General features: G+C 33.4%; 18 protein-coding genes and 1 pseudogene. 4 read left to right on the top strand and 15 right to left on the bottom strand.

Annotation, left to right across the window (positions count from 1 at the left end):
* Positions 1-2: 2 nt before the first annotated feature.
* The 14 genes and pseudogenes from ACJZL1_RS04295 to ACJZL1_RS04230 all read right to left on the bottom strand — a co-directional run bounded on the left by ACJZL1_RS04295 (position 3) and on the right by ACJZL1_RS04230 (position 11,121).
* Positions 3-278, bottom strand: a complete 276-nt coding sequence (locus ACJZL1_RS04295) for a YggT family protein (RefSeq protein WP_341818369.1) — start codon at positions 276-278, stop codon at positions 3-5.
* Positions 279-356: 78 nt separating this feature from the next.
* The gene (locus ACJZL1_RS04290) at positions 357-1,241 is read right to left on the bottom strand and encodes a hypothetical protein (RefSeq protein ID WP_265025923.1); all 885 of its coding nucleotides are present in this window, start codon (positions 1,239-1,241) and stop codon (positions 357-359) included.
* A gap of 134 nt (positions 1,242-1,375) precedes the next feature.
* Entirely contained in the window at positions 1,376-1,876 is a 501-nt protein-coding gene (locus ACJZL1_RS04285; RefSeq protein ID WP_419247048.1) for a hypothetical protein, read from the bottom strand.
* Between the two features lie 379 nt (positions 1,877-2,255).
* On the bottom strand, positions 2,256-2,714 hold the full coding sequence (locus ACJZL1_RS04280; protein WP_265025920.1) for a transposase: 459 nt from the start codon (positions 2,712-2,714) through the stop codon (positions 2,256-2,258).
* On the bottom strand, positions 2,671-3,294 hold the full coding sequence (locus ACJZL1_RS04275) for a hypothetical protein (RefSeq protein ID WP_419247047.1): 624 nt from the start codon (positions 3,292-3,294) through the stop codon (positions 2,671-2,673). The genes ACJZL1_RS04280 and ACJZL1_RS04275 overlap by 44 nt, the downstream gene beginning before the upstream one ends.
* Positions 3,287-3,520, bottom strand: coding sequence for a hypothetical protein (locus ACJZL1_RS04270; RefSeq protein ID WP_265025918.1), 234 nt, complete (start codon positions 3,518-3,520; stop codon positions 3,287-3,289). The genes ACJZL1_RS04275 and ACJZL1_RS04270 overlap by 8 nt, the downstream gene beginning before the upstream one ends.
* The gene (locus tag ACJZL1_RS04265) at positions 3,520-3,681 is read right to left on the bottom strand and encodes a transposase DNA-binding-containing protein (RefSeq protein WP_182319418.1); all 162 of its coding nucleotides are present in this window, start codon (positions 3,679-3,681) and stop codon (positions 3,520-3,522) included. Before ACJZL1_RS04265 ends, ACJZL1_RS04270 begins: the two co-directional genes overlap by 1 nt.
* 32 nt (positions 3,682-3,713) lie before the next feature.
* Positions 3,714-3,878 carry a transposase gene (locus ACJZL1_RS04260; RefSeq protein ID WP_406830923.1) on the bottom strand — a complete coding sequence of 55 codons (165 nt, stop codon included), beginning with the start codon at positions 3,876-3,878 and terminating at the stop codon, positions 3,714-3,716.
* Positions 3,879-4,149: 271 nt separating this feature from the next.
* Positions 4,150-4,422: a transposase gene (locus ACJZL1_RS04255; protein WP_265025917.1), complete on the bottom strand. Its 273-nt coding sequence runs from the start codon at positions 4,420-4,422 to the stop codon at positions 4,150-4,152.
* A 221-nt stretch (positions 4,423-4,643) separates the two neighbouring features.
* A complete protein-coding gene (locus ACJZL1_RS04250; protein WP_419247046.1) occupies positions 4,644-5,726 on the bottom strand; it encodes an efflux RND transporter periplasmic adaptor subunit in 1,083 nt (360 codons plus the stop codon).
* 192 nt (positions 5,727-5,918) lie between these two features.
* Positions 5,919-7,667 carry a DNA primase gene (dnaG, locus tag ACJZL1_RS04245; protein ID WP_265034867.1) on the bottom strand — a complete coding sequence of 583 codons (1,749 nt, stop codon included), beginning with the start codon at positions 7,665-7,667 and terminating at the stop codon, positions 5,919-5,921.
* Between the two features lie 72 nt (positions 7,668-7,739).
* Positions 7,740-8,357: a hypothetical protein gene (locus tag ACJZL1_RS04240; protein WP_419247045.1), complete on the bottom strand. Its 618-nt coding sequence runs from the start codon at positions 8,355-8,357 to the stop codon at positions 7,740-7,742.
* Between the two features lie 69 nt (positions 8,358-8,426).
* Positions 8,427-9,523 (bottom strand): annotated as a pseudogene (locus tag ACJZL1_RS04235) (IS3 family transposase).
* 326 nt (positions 9,524-9,849) lie between these two features.
* Complete coding sequence (locus ACJZL1_RS04230) at positions 9,850-11,121, bottom strand: hypothetical protein (protein ID WP_419247044.1); 1,272 nt, start codon at positions 11,119-11,121, stop codon at positions 9,850-9,852.
* A gap of 166 nt (positions 11,122-11,287) precedes the next feature.
* Between ACJZL1_RS04230 and ACJZL1_RS04225 the strand changes: the two genes are divergently transcribed.
* The 4 genes from ACJZL1_RS04225 to ACJZL1_RS04210 are packed head-to-tail and all read left to right on the top strand — an operon-like array spanning position 11,288 to position 13,566.
* Positions 11,288-11,926, top strand: coding sequence for an HAD family hydrolase (locus tag ACJZL1_RS04225; RefSeq protein WP_265026535.1), 639 nt, complete (start codon positions 11,288-11,290; stop codon positions 11,924-11,926).
* Positions 11,926-12,411, top strand: coding sequence for an RDD family protein (locus ACJZL1_RS04220; RefSeq protein ID WP_265026536.1), 486 nt, complete (start codon positions 11,926-11,928; stop codon positions 12,409-12,411). The genes ACJZL1_RS04225 and ACJZL1_RS04220 overlap by 1 nt, the downstream gene beginning before the upstream one ends.
* A 59-nt stretch (positions 12,412-12,470) precedes the next feature.
* Positions 12,471-12,947: a bacterioferritin gene (gene bfr, locus ACJZL1_RS04215; RefSeq protein ID WP_155969303.1), complete on the top strand. Its 477-nt coding sequence runs from the start codon at positions 12,471-12,473 to the stop codon at positions 12,945-12,947.
* A gap of 1 nt (position 12,948) precedes the next feature.
* On the top strand, positions 12,949-13,566 hold the full coding sequence (locus tag ACJZL1_RS04210) for an SURF1 family protein (RefSeq protein WP_253309892.1): 618 nt from the start codon (positions 12,949-12,951) through the stop codon (positions 13,564-13,566).
* A gap of 30 nt (positions 13,567-13,596) precedes the next feature.
* Here the strand turns inward: ACJZL1_RS04210 and ACJZL1_RS04205 are convergent, their stop codons facing one another.
* Positions 13,597-15,315: a monovalent cation:proton antiporter-2 (CPA2) family protein gene (locus tag ACJZL1_RS04205; protein WP_265034876.1), complete on the bottom strand. Its 1,719-nt coding sequence runs from the start codon at positions 15,313-15,315 to the stop codon at positions 13,597-13,599.
* Between the last annotated feature and the right edge of the window lie 2 nt (positions 15,316-15,317).

The raw sequence follows: 15,317 nt of genomic DNA, 5'->3' as shown, positions 1-15,317 counted from the left end.
ACTTAAAAGTAGTAATTCATTGTATATTGTACAAAGCGAATTGCTATTAGCAATATCATTATAGATAAATCTAATCCGTTGAACGGTGGTATGTATCTTCTGATAATTTTTAGTGGTGGATAAGTCAACTGATTCAAGGTGCGCATTATGCGATTGACAGTATCATTATACACGTTCACTATATTAAGCCTAATCAGCAAATCTAGGATAATCCAACATATTAGAATGAAGCTATAAAAATCAAGTAACGTGTTGAGTAGATATATGATTGGATGCATAGCTTTGCTTTAATTGACTATATTGCACTTGTATTACATGAAAGGTTAAAAATCAAGTCTTGTAGCAATTATACACTTTTATGGTATTACAGGTATAAATGATAAATTACCAGTATTTTTATTAACAGATATATCTACAATTTTTGAGCTTGGATCTTTTGCTGTTTCGTAAAATTGTTCAGCTTTTTTTAACATTAATGTTGCATCTGCAAGCATAACATAAGTGTAAAAACTGTCTGGAACAATCAAAAAATCTTCAATATATTGATCGTATGAATAAAGGTTTACAGCCAACTCTAGTGTCTTACAAATTTCTTCAGAGGTTAAATTAGCAACTCCTGTATCGGGGCAAAAGCCAACTGCCCCTTCATTAGGATCAAAAAATATATATTTACTATTTTCTGCTTTATACACCAACATGGAATGTGCAGAGCTTACGTTATAATCATTATTATCTATGGGGTAATCGCTATCACTATTGGAGGTGTAATAGGAATTATCAGTACCATTCTTTTTACAGTAAGTACCACAAGCAAAGATAAATTCTAAGTAGCGTTCTGTTCCTACATCCTTTAAAGCACGTTTGACTTGTTCTTGATCAATGTTAACTTGTCTTCTCATCAAGAATGAATCTTTACATAGTTGATCGTATATCATTTCATCATAAAATGATTCTCCTTCACGCCTGTCAATGCTCTGAACATCAAGAACAGGTAAGCATTGCGCTAAAACCTGTATTGCTAATAACTTAGTCGTTTGTCCTTGTCCTGTATCAACATAAGCTATAAAATCTTGCTCAGATACAACATATTCATGCTTGAGAAGCTTAGCAAAATCTTCTTTATTCTTTAGTCCTATAGCAGTAATAAAATAATTTAACGGATGACATAGCCCTTCTTCGGGGTCAAAACCATAAGTGTTGAAAGTGCTATAAGTGGCATTATATAAGGTGGTTAACGGCATAAATTTCAATGGTAATAAAATAAATTAAAAAAGCGCCTTTTTGCCTGTGGTTAGAAGGTTTAAGCGAATTTTCGACGTGGTTTATCTGCTTTCCCAACAACGAAGGTTGATATCAAGAGGAGATTTACATACCATTAATCACCTTGTGTGATTGCACTTTCAACACTTATGGGGTCAAAACCCAAAGTTTCTTCAAATCTATTCTTCAAGTTCATGCTTTTTGATATGTTGCTTGACATAAAATGATTCAAATCAAATCGGATAGCTTGCTTGCTTTCAAACAATTCCTCGTATTGTTCTTCAGGTGATAAAACTGGTACTTTATATGAATATCTACCATTTTTTCTACGTATACCTTCTACATCTTTAATAATGCCTTGTTTTACGTTTTTACTAATGGTAAAGTTATTTTTACGATCTATCATATTTTTTTTCAGGTTTAAGTTCTTTTTGGTAGTGTAATTTAAAAATGTTACTATTTCTTGTCCTGAAAAAATTCTATCAATTTCTTCATTTTCAATTTTGAAAAATACCTGAATTTGAGATTCATTTTTGAAAGTATAAACCTTTAATATATTAGACTCAGCAATATTACTAACATATTCCTTAATATACTCCTTAACATATTTTGGCATAAACATATTCCTAAAATTTCAACTATATAAATTAATAATATCATAATTCATACTGTTTAAGTAATCAATATTTTAATTTAATATTTTAATAAAAAAATATTAAACTTAATTTATTATGCTAATATTTAATAAAATTAATTAAGGAGAAATGTTTAGTAATCTTTTTACTATAGCTGACCCAAGCAAGGTTTCCCCATGTCATACCGCCGCGGTATCTTGGCATAGATTCCGCTAACTATAGTAGTTTCTAAAATGAATGATAAAATTCCATTATGGTACTACCAACTAAAAGCTGCAAGTCTGTATAGTGGTGCATTAGAGGTCTGAGGCGACTTTTGATGATATGCCAATAGTGTTCTATAGGATTCAAATCTTACTTTTACCCACAATTTTGAGAGGTTATGATGTGAAGCATAACAATGCTCTCCTTAAGGTTTTCATAGCCCCGCCATAGAGTCATAGACCCTGGTAAATTATCACTTTTTCTATTCATAAATCCATCCAATTTTCCTAACCAAATAATAGCTTGTTTTATGTTTGGAGGTTCTTCGGGTAATGTTGCTACCCGATACTCACGCATGTAAAGGACCTTCCACTCTTCGTTGCTTAAAATTTTAGTACAAGTTTCCATGGGATTTGATAAAGCCACTTTTGTCAAATATAAAATTTTAAACGCGATTATACTTTTTATAGCAATTAACTTCTGTAATCTTTCTTTTGTAGCTAAGCGAGAGCTTTCTATCTTACATCCTGATTTTAAAATCCTAAAATACTCTTCAATTTTCCATCTTAGCTTATACCAATTTATCTTTTCTATGGCATCTAAAGTATGGTACATTAGTTAGTAGAGTCCAGTCGACAGCTTCCAATCCATCAGGAGGATTTGTTTCTTTTGCACTTACCACATATACAGGGATTTTATCACTTATTTTATGTATTGTATCTTTTGACCCATAAATGGAAGAAGATCTGATAGGTATATAGCCTTTCATATACTTAACTTCAATATTAGCTTTCCTTGATCTCTGGTTTCCACCTTTAGTAACTTCTAGAGAAATTTTCTTTTTTACTGGCAGTTGAGTGATGCGTGTTTGCAAATCTGTTTTTCCGACTTCAGTACAGATAAATCTTCTATTAGCTCGATTGCGGATTACATAAAAACTACCTAACGTCTCAGCCACCCATAAAAATTTGAAGATGTCTGCTTCCCTATCACCAAGGGTAACAAGTTGTACATTTGGAGGAAGGTTGTTTATAGTTTCTTTGAGAGCTGTTATCCACTTATAACTTTCTTTTTCTTCTATGGAGGTACGGTATTTTCTGTTTGCTTTTTCTTGTGCCGTTTCTTCTTCCCTAATAGAACGCGCCCAACATTGTTGGGAAGATAGACCTAAAGGTAATCCGTCTTTGCTAGGCACTATGCAACAGTAAACCCATTTTATGCTTTGTATAAGCTTTAGAAATACTGCCTAGTCTCTTGGTCTTTATATGAGAGTCAAAATCCAAATAACTTGTATCTTGAACTGAAAATACCAACTGGTTTCCTTTTATTCTTTCCTTAGTTTCTTTATAATGGGAAGAATAAATTTCCTTATCTTCAAGCTTTTCATTGCTTATATGCACCCTTAGCTTCTTTCCACCCACTACAGCTTTGATTCAGATGCCTTACCCTCTATGCAATAACTTGTTTTTATAAGTCTTTTATTAAGCCTTATATCTCCCAAATTAATGTGTTTTAACTCTCTTTCCAGCCATTTATCCCCTAAGCCATCTGTATATTGCACGCTTGTACTTGTTTCTATCATTTTGATCCTAAATTATTTAGCTTACTCACTTTTTATATTTGTGGGTAAAAGTGAGCTGGTAAATATGCTGGAAGGTACAACAAATGACAGCCAAAAGACTCTATTAATGACTTTGTTTTAGGAGTCTTATGAAATATAGCATTATCCATAACTATAGTTGTACCACGCTTTAACTGTGGCAGTAATATCTCACGCATTAAATACTTCTTTCTCCCGTGAAAGTTATTGGTGCAATGAACTTCTCATCCGCCTATTATACTTACTCTCTCTCGCTTTTTTCCAGAGCATATATTTTTTCTCCTTTTGGAGCTCGTCCATATTCTCGGTATAATCTATTATCAACTCCTGCTTCATCTATATATAAAATGCTAGAGTGGTCTATTTTTGAGATTTTATCGGTAAAGCGCTGCCTATCTTCTTGACTACGTTCTGTGACTTTTTTTTAAGGTTATTTTTAGCTGTTTTAACCTATACCAAATTGAATTTATTCCAAATCCTAGATTTTGTTTCATTTCTGCTAGCTGGGTGTTTTTTGACATATCCTTTGAGTACTTCTGGATCTATTTTTCGAATAAAACTTCCATTCTTTCCTGCCTCCAGGCTTTCACCGTTTCCTTTCTTTTTCAGCCATCTGTACAAGGTTGCAATTCCTATTTCTAGAAGATCTGCTACTTCAGATTTTGACTTCCCTCTTTCCACCAAAGAGATAGCTTTCTCCCTTAAGTCCACACTGTATGCCATTACTTACCTCATATTTCATTAATTCCATATTATACCTTTATCATTTATTTTGGGAAATACTATAGTTAGTGTAACTCTGGATAAGTACGCCCACACAAACTGAAAGTACTTATCCAGAGTTACTAATTTATAGAAGATATCAGTCTAAATTAAAACTTTTTATTATTTTTTATTCTTTGTAGCTAAATAATTTGTTGACAATAAAGACGGTATCTTATGTCTTAAACCTTATCACCAGGCTTAACAAATAGGTGGCCCAATACTATTAACTTTATGGGTTTATCTTCGTTATTTGCTACTATCCAAACCCCATCGCTCTCATGATCAACAATTTCTATTGGTGCAAATATTACATAATTATTGTCATCAACAATCTTTATTCCAAGAGCACCCTCGTCACTTAAGCTCAGGGCTGAAGAAGGAACTTTATATGCAAATCTTTCGCCTGAAGGTAGTCTTACGTTGGCAGTTAGTCCCTGCAAGGATATCATTTTATTATTAGTCACCTTTACCTCTACCCTATAAGACCCAGTTTTAGGCTCAGCAATTTTACTAATAAAACTTACTTCACCTGCCAATTCTTTTCCGTCCAGTAAATTAATTTGAGCTGTGCTGCCTAGCTCTATTTTACTTACTTCATTTTCCGAAACATATAACACTACAAGAATTTGATCGAAATCAACCACGTCAGCTATTTTTTGCCCAACATTAACAAAATCCCCTTCATTTGCATTGATTTTATCAATATAACCATCTATAGGAGATTTGACTGCAGTGTTTTCTAAATCCAATTCTAGCCTTTTTAGGTCAGCTTTTGCACTTTGTAACGCAGTAAAAGCTGCTTCTACTTTTATTTGTGCTCCATAGCCTTTTTTATTCAGTTTGTGAGAGGAATCATACTCAATTTCACGCTGCTTTAATAAAGCTTTAGCTTTCTGAGCTTGCTCAATCCTGTCATAATTTTCTATCTTTAACACTACATCATCTCTTTTTACCTTTTCACCATCAGGTAAATAAATAGCAATAATCTTACCACTTATTTTTGAGACAAGGCTAGCTCTATGTAAGGGATTTACTGTACCAGAAAAATTTAAATATATAGTGCGGTTTTGCGGCGCACATTCTTGAGTTTTTACTGAAAAGCTACTAGTTGCATTATCACTATGAACCGCCTGATCTTTTTTTAAAAATGCACTGCTGATAAAAAACAGTAGAATAAAAGCAATACTAGAAAGGATGATTGCTTTGTTTCTCACCTTTAAATAATAGAATTTGTTGACCAATCTTGTTAGAAACAACTGCATAAATTTTCGAATCAGAAACGTAAGTATAATACATGCACCATTGTCACTCCATAAATAGTTTTATGTGAGAACAAACACAAGAATATGTCATTTTCCTACTATAAGTAAGTTTTTTATTGCTAAGAGGCAGTATAAATTCCGTTAAAAAGCAGCAGAATGACAAACAATCTAAAAATAATTAACTGTAGCAGTCTACTTTTCAATAAACTTCATTTGCATTTCTTGTATACTACTTTCTATTTGCTTTATTTGTTCTATCAACCTTTCTTCTAAGTCAAGATTACCGCTCAGCCTCGCTTCGGTTCTTTCTTTTCGTAATGCATTTAATTCTTTTAGTAACACTATATTATTCCACACAATTTCTGCAGATTTTCTCTCGTTCAGTTGGCTACTTAGTATGCTAGTTTTTTCAAATACATACTTTATAACGTTAAACTGTTTCAATTCTTGTAACAAAGCCTCTTTACCAAGTTTGCTTTTGTTACTTATTACATCAATTATACGCTGTTGTAATCTTTTCATCTCATTAGTAAATTCAAAATGAGAAAATTGCTCAAAAAATATAGGACGGTTCAAGATTTCAGGAAATTCTACGGCTATACGTAAAATTACGGCCTGATTTTGCTCTGCTTCAATTAGCTCTGGAGATTTGCTATGAAGATACTCACCTTTTGTTGCTCTAGCTTTACTATTAAAAATCTGTTTTTTGAAGCTACTTCTTAGTTCACTAGCCTTATTGTAAAAATAATCTCTGTAATACCTTCTAATACTGCTGTTGCTAATAGTATTTACATATTCCATGAACTTGTGCTCAAGAATTGAATATTTTTCCGGAGCAAGTTTTTCATAATTTTGCAAATTGCTATCGATTATGTGATGCCATAAATATTCAGAATGCAGTTTTGTTGAATGGTCAAGAGCAGTCAATACGTCTTCTTTCTTGTATTCCAGTTCGTTACATATATCGTATGGATCTTTATTACTCGGCAAAGTCACAAACTTTAACGTGTATCCAGGCTCTAATATTGGCAGAGCAAGTTCTGCAACTCGGGTAGCAGCATGACGTCCAGCACTATCGCCATCCATACAGATGGAGATTTCTTTAGCAAATCTCCATAGATTTTTTATCTGTTCTGCAGAAATTGCGGTACCAAGTGGAGCAACTGCATTACTAATTCCCGCTTGATGTAGCGCTATAGTGTCCATATATCCTTCAACAACAAATATGTGCTGTTTTTTACGTATTTCGCTTAAAGCAAAGTTTAATCCGTATAAATTCTCCCTCTTCTTGAAGAGCTGACTCTCTGGGCTATTTAAATATTTCGGCTGTTGCTCAGAACTCAGCGCACGTCCGCCAAAACCAATAACTCTTCCTGCAATGTTGTATATAGGAAATATCAGCCGGTCATAAAAATAATCATGAAAATTTTTGTTTACTAATCCAATATCAATTAAAATTTTGTCTTCAATACCTGAAGAGTTTAAATACTCCTTCAAACCAGAGCTTGGTGCATAACCTATCTTAAATTTATCTATGATTTCAGGTAAAATCTTGCGCTGCTTTAAATAATCTACAACGCCCTGATTTTTTTGTGCAAACCAATTTGCAGCTAAGCTTAGTGTTGAAAATAGTTTATTGTCTTCTTTGGTAACATTAAGGTTTTTAGGTAACTCAACACCTGTAACTTGTGCTAATCTTTCCAATGCTTCTTTAAAGCTTAATCCTTCAGTTTGTGAAATAAATTCAAATGCGTCACCACTAGCTAAGCAACCAAAACAGTAATACAATCCTTTAGTATTACTTACCGAAAAAGATGGGGTTTTTTCGTTATGAAATGGACAGAGCCCAACAAAACTATCTCCTCTTTTTATTAGCCTGACTTTTTTACCTACTATTTCAGATAATAATAATTTTGATTTTATAATATCTATGTGATCCATCTTATTAAATTAGTAGTAGGATAAAAATTATATAGAATTTATACACATCTGACTCGAAATTTATTTCTATAACTAAAGCAATTTAGATTTACCGACAATGTAGCTATACAAATTCAAGAGCAATCCTGTCATCCAGGTAGCCCACAGAAACAAAAAACTTACTTGACACCCTTCACCAGCCCCCTTATCATGATATGTAGTACAATGATACAAATTAAGAATTCCCCCATCCTGCTCTGGTTCTTCGATCTGAAATCCTACTTCTACCTGATCACGACCAATGTTAATTTGTCCTATTAATGCTTTAATAATGCCGCGCTTAGTTTGCCAATCTAGCTGTTCCAGGTTCGATTTTACACTAGAATAAAAATTCTTTATGCTATTTATAATAAGACTTATTCCTTTTTCTACTGCCTTCTGATCAACTACCTTTTTTTTCTCTTCTTCTATCCCTTGTAAGCGTTCTTTCATTTTTCTCATTGTCTGTTTAAATTCTTCCTCGCTTATATATCCTTTCTCTCCTGCATTTTCTTGACTATAATAATCTTCCATTAATTTTTCGATACCTTCTTTTATTTGATTTTCTCTTCTTGCAAACTTTTTCTCTGATGATTCATCATTTTTATTTTCTAATACTCTACGTTGGTATTCCTTTTTTATCATCTCTGGGTTTTTTAGTACATCTTTCACCTTTTCCCATACAGCTATTTCTAACTGACCTTACCCAGAAAAAGTAGAGAGAAAGTTAAGACGATTTTGTCATGAGAATGATGCATCAAATTGTGCAGGAATGCAATAGTTAATAGTAGAATGTCTACGTTGTTTGTTATAAAAGATTTCTATGTATTCAAATATGGCAGTTCTAGTTTGTTGAGCAGAATGTTGAGAAGTATCAATAAGCAGCTCCCTTTTGAGTGAACTGAAGAAGCTTTCTGCAACAGAATTATCGTAACAACAGCCCTTATGGCTCATGCTGGAAATGATGTTTTTTGTATTCAATAGAAATTGGTAATTTTGAGAGGTATACTGTGACCCTTGATCGCTATGTAACAGTAGATTTTCAGGGGGTTTGCGTTTGTTAACAGCCATAAGCAAAGAATCCACAATTAATTGTTTTGTCATTGTATGACTCATTAACTACCATGCGTGAGAATTATTGCTGCCAACAACCTTCCTTGGTTTTTATATAAGTAATCCCATACTTTATTTGGTTGCTCAGTGATAAAATTTTGATCTAATATATTAGGAGCAATAACCATATTATTTGGTTGTTTTTTAGTTTTAAATCTTCGTCTAAGTTTGGCTATAATGTCATTTTCCTGCATAACATTTTGCACTGTTTTGATGTTATAATTTTTGCCTAAAGCTTTTATGGATTTTAGGGGCTCCATATCTGCATTTAGATGCTTTTTTTGAATCTCTGCTAGAAGTCCTTCCCTTGCTAATTCTTTATTGCTTTTTTCTTTAGCAATCCATTTATAATAACCACCAGCACAAAACCCTGCATAGTTCCTGTATTTTATAGCAATTTCTATGCTCTTTTATAAAAGAATATTTTACTCTTTTTCTTTGGCAAAATATCCCAGGGCTTTTTTTAAAATGTCTCTTTCTCTTCTTACTCTTGCTAACTCTTTTTTTAGATCAAATCTTTCTTTGTCATAAGGAGCTAGTTTTCCTTTGCCTGGAAATGCGTATGCTCCAGACATTTTTCCATCATATTTTCTTACCCATTTACTTAACATACTGCCATCTATACCTAGATCTTTTGTTATTTTTGTACTTGTTTGACCTGTTTCTTTAACCAGCTTAACAGCTTCCAATTTAAATTCTGCTGTATATTCTCTTCTATTTGTCATATTACACCTCTTTGAAAAAACGTTTTATTTTACTCCAAAAACGTCTTAACTTTCTCTCTACTTTTTCTGGGTAAGGTCAGATCTATTTATAGTAGAAAGTTGAATTAGTAAAATAGCAGCTTTTTCACCATTTATAGATTTATGGGTAATAGTAAGGTTCGGAGAGGGGCTGTTGGAAAAGTACTTAACAAGTAACTCGCTGGCTGCCCACTCTACCACAAGTCCGGTTTTGAAGTCTAGTGGGGAGAGGTGACTTTCCTCACTTAGACGACTGGGATTATTGTATAATTAAATACTTTTTTAAACTAATGAAGCTTGAAAGCGGATCACCTTTCACGACCTGTGTTTACTTCATTCACTTTAGGAGTATGAATAGGCGTTATCATTGGGTTTTCAAGTTGTGTTGCTTGCTTTAAACCTTCACTTATGCTCCGATCTTGATCTAAAATCTTGTCAAAGTTTTTACTTTGTTGATGACCATTCACCACGCTAATTTCTAAGCCGGGACTTTTATGATTGAAAGACTCACCAGGTTGGACACTATATTCCTTACCATTAATATTTAAGTTAACCGCATTAGCAATATTGGGAGAAGTTGTATCTTGCTGCAGATTTTGCTTTGTCTCAGGACTATTGTATGTAATATTAATGTTGAGAGCTTTATCCTGATAATTAAAAGCCTTTTCCGGTTCTAAATTGAACTCTTTTCCATTTATATTTATGAAAGAGCTCTGATCCATACTTTTTTGTTGCATTTCATTATTTGATGTATTTTTTTGAGCCGCTTCTCTCATGTCATGAGTATTCTCCACACTCTTTTCATCCTCACCCAAAAGTTTTTCTAACATTTTCTTAACAAAGCGCTTCAGAAGACTCAAAAACCCTTCTTCTTTTTGATTTTCTTGTGGTTGAGGCATGTTATCTTTTTTGTCCTGTTCAGGCTTTTTATTGTTGAGCTTCTCTTTTACAGAACTCTTGCTCACTGAAGGACTAACGGTTTGTGAATCGTGCTTTGATGGCTGTGTATCTGTTTGCACAGAAGCTTCAGTAGTCTTTTTTTGTCCACTCTGTTCAATGCTTTTATCTTTTGCTGTAGTTTCTCTAAGAGTGTTAGCTGCTTCTTGAAATTCTGGATTACGTAACCCTTCAACTCTTGATGGCTGTGTATCTGTTTGTACAGAAGCCTCAGAAGTCTTTTTTTGTCCACTCTGTTCAACACTTTTACCTTCTGTTGTAGTTTCTCTAAGAGTGTTAGCTGCTTCTTGAAATTTTTTGTCATTTTTTAATTCTGCAACTTTTTCACTTGTGAAGATGCCCTTCCCTTTATATTGTTGGTCAAGCTCAGCAATTCTTTCAAAATCTTGACGTACTTTTTCATCTGCACGTCCTTTTTGACTTTCAAATTTCTGATTCAATTCTGCAACGTTTTTCATTTTGTTCTCAAGCTCCTTACTGTTCACAGCTTTTAGAGCCTCTGTTCCTTTTGCGATATAATTAACCTTCTCTTCTAATGAGGTACCTTCTGGAAAAGCACCTGGAGAACATTCAAAAACATCTTTAAACTTTTTTTCAACACTTTCTTTAGATGTCTGAGCCATACCTATTACCTATTAAAATATATCATATAACCAGTATATTAGCTAATTATATAAAAAACAGTTAACATAACTTGTGGTAAAGAGTGTTTATCAAGAGCGTCCTCTTTATATTTTTTTTATTAAAATGCTATTTACTTATTAACTTAAAATATATAACAATATAGAAATGAAAAACAGCCCGTTAGCAGTAGTATTCGATTGGGATAATACCTTAGTTGACACTCAAGATAACATTTTTAATGCTATTAAACATACCATAAACTCAATGGGGTATAGTAATAAAGCTGCTGATAGAAATTCCCATGAGTCGAGAAAGAGCTATATGGTCAATTTATTTGGCGATCAGTGGAAAAAAGCAAATCAGATATATCAACAATATTTAGATGATGCACTATTGCAAAACATTGCTCTGAATCAAGGAGTAGAGGAAATGTTGCAGACACTGAAAAGCTACAATATTTATCTAGCAATAGTAAGTAATAAGAAAAATACTAATTTACGTGAAGAAGTTACCTATTTTAAACTAGATTCTTACTTTGAAAGAGTAGTTGGGTCATGCGATACTGCAGAAGATAAACCATCTGCAATCCCACTGCTATTCGCACTAGAAGAGAGTACGTTGCCTATAAATAGAGAAAATGTGTTTTTCGTTGGTGATAGCATCACAGATGTTCTGTGTGCACAAAATGCCAATTGTTTACCTATTATATACGGTCAATCAATAAGCGGTTATGAAGATTTGTTATGTTTTCAACATTTTGATAAGCTTACAGATTTCATAATAAAATATTTGGAAGATAGGTAATGACAGAGATTGCCAGCATAAAAAGGCGCTTTTGCGCATATTTAATAGATGTAGCAATTTTATTAATTCCAACTTTATTAATTATACTGCTATTAGAGGATTCTTCGTTGATCTTACATCTATCATACATGTGTGTAAATTGTAGTTACTTCACATATTTTATATCTTCAAAGGCCCAAGCAACTCCAGGTCAACGGTTAATGAATATATGTACTATCAATTTAGATAATTCTAAAATAGACTTGAATTTAGCGTTTGACAGAAGCACTTCCCAGTTTTTTCTTCCTTTGTTAAACAGTGTAGTAGTTGTCCTTACTGAATTTTTGCAAGATCAGGAGGTATTAGTGAATGTCTTGAGTGCATTGAAAGTAATGATAGTGCTGCTCACTCTCTGCTGGTATCTAGTTGCTTGTTTTTCTAAAAAGAAACAGACATACCACGACATGCTATTTAATACGGTTGTTATCAAAGGAACTATTAAATGAGTTGCTATAATCATCGTTATCATATAAATTATGCTGATAAATTGAACTAAGGGAAGATTATGAATGAAGAGATAGTAAAACATTTGAACAAATTATTGACCAATGAGCTGACTTCTGTACGTCAGTATCTTTTGCATTTTGCGGTTCTCAAAAACAATGGAATTAATAGACTTGCAGAAAAGGTAAAAAATGAGCTTAACGAAGAACTTGAACATGCAAACAAGTTGGCAGAAAGAATTTTGTTATTCAAAGGAGTTCCAAATTTTCAGGATACAAACGAAATATCAAAGCATGATGGAAAGTTTACAAAAGACACAATACGGAAAATCTTAGAAGCTAATTTGAAATTAGAGGGAAAAGGTATTAAGGATATCAAAGAAACGATTTCTATCGCTGAGAAAGAAAAAGATTTTGTTAGTGTAATGTTATTAGAAGAGATGTTAAAAAATGAAGAAGAGCACTTCCATTGGATTGAGAAACAGATTGACCTTATTGAACTAATGGGTGTTGAAAACTATTTAAGAACACAAATATAGAGTGTTAAAAAAAACAGTATTTATTTTAATTATACCTTGCTTGCTTCTTTTTTTATTAGGATTATGGCAAGTATTCAGATTGAACTGGAAGAATAATATTATTAAAAGTATGAGTCTTCCAGTTGTTCATCTATTGCCCAATAACGACCTTGAAAAATTTAACTATAGGCATGTCAAGATCGATGGGATTCTAAGTGACATAGAACTATATGTTTTTGCAGGGCAACACGGCTATCACGTGCTGTCTCCTATGTTGCTCACCACTGGACGTTACATGTTGGTGAATAAAGGAATAGTCAGAGAAAAAAAGGAGAAAAAAGTAAAAATTGAAAAAGTAGTTGCAGATGGAACTTTATATTGCGATAGCAATAAAAGCAAAAATTGGTTCATCAAAAACGATACTGCTTCGAATACATGGTTTACCCTGAGTACAGAGGAAATTTCCAATGAGTTAGGTATTAAGCTAGAGAAGTGTGTATTGTGGCCGAACAATTTTGGCAGCAAAGTAGCTATACAGCCAATGAAGCATTTGGAATATGCAATCACTTGGTTTGCACTTTCCTTAACTTGGTTGATTATGTGCGTAATTTACTATAGGCAAAACCTCAATAAAGCTTGAAGCTTTCTGTACATAAAATTAGAAAAGTAGTTATTCATCTTTATCACTACCAAGGTCTTTTAACATACTGTAATTGCCTTTTCTGAATCTACTTTTTAAAGACGTAACTCCACTTTCGCTAATACCACTGAGGCTCAGTGCAGCTCCACCTAGCTGCAATCCTATCTCAGATGTTTCAGGAATAATTTTACTAGCTCCTAGATCTCTATAAACCTCCACATTACTCAGATCTGGTAAGCGTATTACAATATTTACATGCGGAAAATTTGCAGCAACTAAAGAAACAACTTTTTTTATAGTAACTTCATTCTTTATTGAAACCACGAGAGCTTGAGCTCTTTCTATTCCTACCGATTTTAAAATTTCACATCTTGTAACATCTCCAAGATATATAGGAAAACTATCACTTTTTCCTTCTTTGACTATTTTCGATTGAATATCTACAACAACGTAACTTAAATGCTCTGCCGTAAGCATTTTTGTTACCATATATCCCACTCTACCAAATCCAGCAACTATCACATGGTTATAAAGATCTTGTGTATCTGTTTCAACAGCTTCATCATCTAATATTGTTTTCTCAGTGCTAAATGAGTTTGCTATCCAATCTCCAAGCCCCGATAAAAGAGGAGTGAAAGCCATGGTTACTGTAGTTACCATCATAAGTACTTGAGCGATTTCACTTGGTAGCACATTTAGTTCATTTGCTAAGCGAAATAAAATAAACGCAAATTCACCGCCTTGTGAAAGTAGTAACCCAGCTTGTATAGCAGGTGCACTCTTAAACCCAAAAAATCTACACAATATATATATGATAGATGTTTTTAAAACGATAAGGATAATCGATAATAAAGTAATTAGTGGTAACTTATTGAGTAAAAGTTCGGTATTGATGGACATACCAACAGTCATGAAAAATAAGCCAAGAAACAAATCTTTAAATGGTAATACTGCGTGCTCCACTGAGTGTCTATATTCTGTTTCTGCAACTAACAATCCAGCGACAAATGCACCTAATGCCAACGATAAATGAAATTGCTCAGTAATAAATGCTGCTCCTAATACTATTAAAAGCGTTGTTGATATAAAGATCTCATTACTTTCCATTTTAGCAATAACCGAAAATAAAGGTCTAAGCAATAATCTACCAGTTATAAATATCAGCACTAATGCAATAGCTGCTTGCACTAATGAGCCTGCCAATGAGCTTATCAGGCTGTGCTCAGAATTGCCAGCAAGTAAAGGTACCAATACTATTAATGGTACCACTGCAAAATCTTGCATTAATAGCACTGCTATCGACAACCTACCAACCTGACTTGCTTGAGAACCTTTTTCTTGCAGAACCTGCAACACTATTGCTGTTGAGGATAGCGCAAGCCCACCACCAATAACTGTCGCTATATTCGTATTCACTCCGAAAGCAAGAGCGATGCACCATATTGCTACCATGGTAACTATAACTTGAAGAGAACCGAACCCAAATACATGAATACGCATAGCGATCAGGCGTTCAAATGTCAATTCAAGGCCTATAATGAATAATAGAAAAACTACACCAAATTCTGCAAGATTATCCATTGCTTCAGCTGAGTGTATCAGATTAAATCCATGAGAACCAATAACTGCACCTGCAACGAAGTAACCAAGCACTGGACTAATATTCATTTTCCAAAACGCTATGACTATAAATACAGCAGCAGAAAGTAAAATTATAATATCAAACAAATGCTGAGAGCCACTGTGCATGA

It is taken from the genome of Wolbachia endosymbiont of Rhagoletis indifferens, from assembly GCF_048537595.1.
Lineage (GTDB): Bacteria > Pseudomonadota > Alphaproteobacteria > Rickettsiales > Anaplasmataceae > Wolbachia.
Note: the sequence above shows the minus strand (reverse complement) of the source record. Positions and strands in the feature narration are given on the sequence as shown.

Excerpts from the sequence above, each read along its gene's own strand:
- ACJZL1_RS04295 (WP_341818369.1), bottom strand. The coding sequence starts at position 278 with ATGCATCCAATCATATATCTACTCAACACGTTACTTGATTTTTATAGC.
- ACJZL1_RS04290 (WP_265025923.1), bottom strand. The coding sequence starts at position 1,241 with ATGCCGTTAACCACCTTATATAATGCCACTTATAGCACTTTCAACACT.
- ACJZL1_RS04285 (WP_419247048.1), bottom strand. The coding sequence starts at position 1,876 with ATGCCAAAATATGTTAAGGAGTATATTAAGGAATATGTTAGTAATATT.
- ACJZL1_RS04280 (WP_265025920.1), bottom strand. The coding sequence starts at position 2,714 with ATGTACCATACTTTAGATGCCATAGAAAAGATAAATTGGTATAAGCTA.
- ACJZL1_RS04265 (WP_182319418.1), bottom strand. The coding sequence starts at position 3,681 with ATGATAGAAACAAGTACAAGCGTGCAATATACAGATGGCTTAGGGGAT.
- ACJZL1_RS04260 (WP_406830923.1), bottom strand. The coding sequence starts at position 3,878 with ATGCGTGAGATATTACTGCCACAGTTAAAGCGTGGTACAACTATAGTT.
- ACJZL1_RS04255 (WP_265025917.1), bottom strand. The coding sequence starts at position 4,422 with ATGGCATACAGTGTGGACTTAAGGGAGAAAGCTATCTCTTTGGTGGAA.
- ACJZL1_RS04250 (WP_419247046.1), bottom strand. The coding sequence starts at position 5,726 with ATGCAGTTGTTTCTAACAAGATTGGTCAACAAATTCTATTATTTAAAG.
- dnaG (WP_265034867.1), bottom strand. The coding sequence starts at position 7,667 with ATGGATCACATAGATATTATAAAATCAAAATTATTATTATCTGAAATA.
- ACJZL1_RS04230 (WP_419247044.1), bottom strand. The coding sequence starts at position 11,121 with ATGGCTCAGACATCTAAAGAAAGTGTTGAAAAAAAGTTTAAAGATGTT.
- ACJZL1_RS04225 (WP_265026535.1), top strand. The coding sequence starts at position 11,288 with ATGAAAAACAGCCCGTTAGCAGTAGTATTCGATTGGGATAATACCTTA.
- ACJZL1_RS04220 (WP_265026536.1), top strand. The coding sequence starts at position 11,926 with ATGACAGAGATTGCCAGCATAAAAAGGCGCTTTTGCGCATATTTAATA.
- bfr (WP_155969303.1), top strand. The coding sequence starts at position 12,471 with ATGAATGAAGAGATAGTAAAACATTTGAACAAATTATTGACCAATGAG.
- ACJZL1_RS04205 (WP_265034876.1), bottom strand. The coding sequence starts at position 15,315 with ATGCACAGTGGCTCTCAGCATTTGTTTGATATTATAATTTTACTTTCT.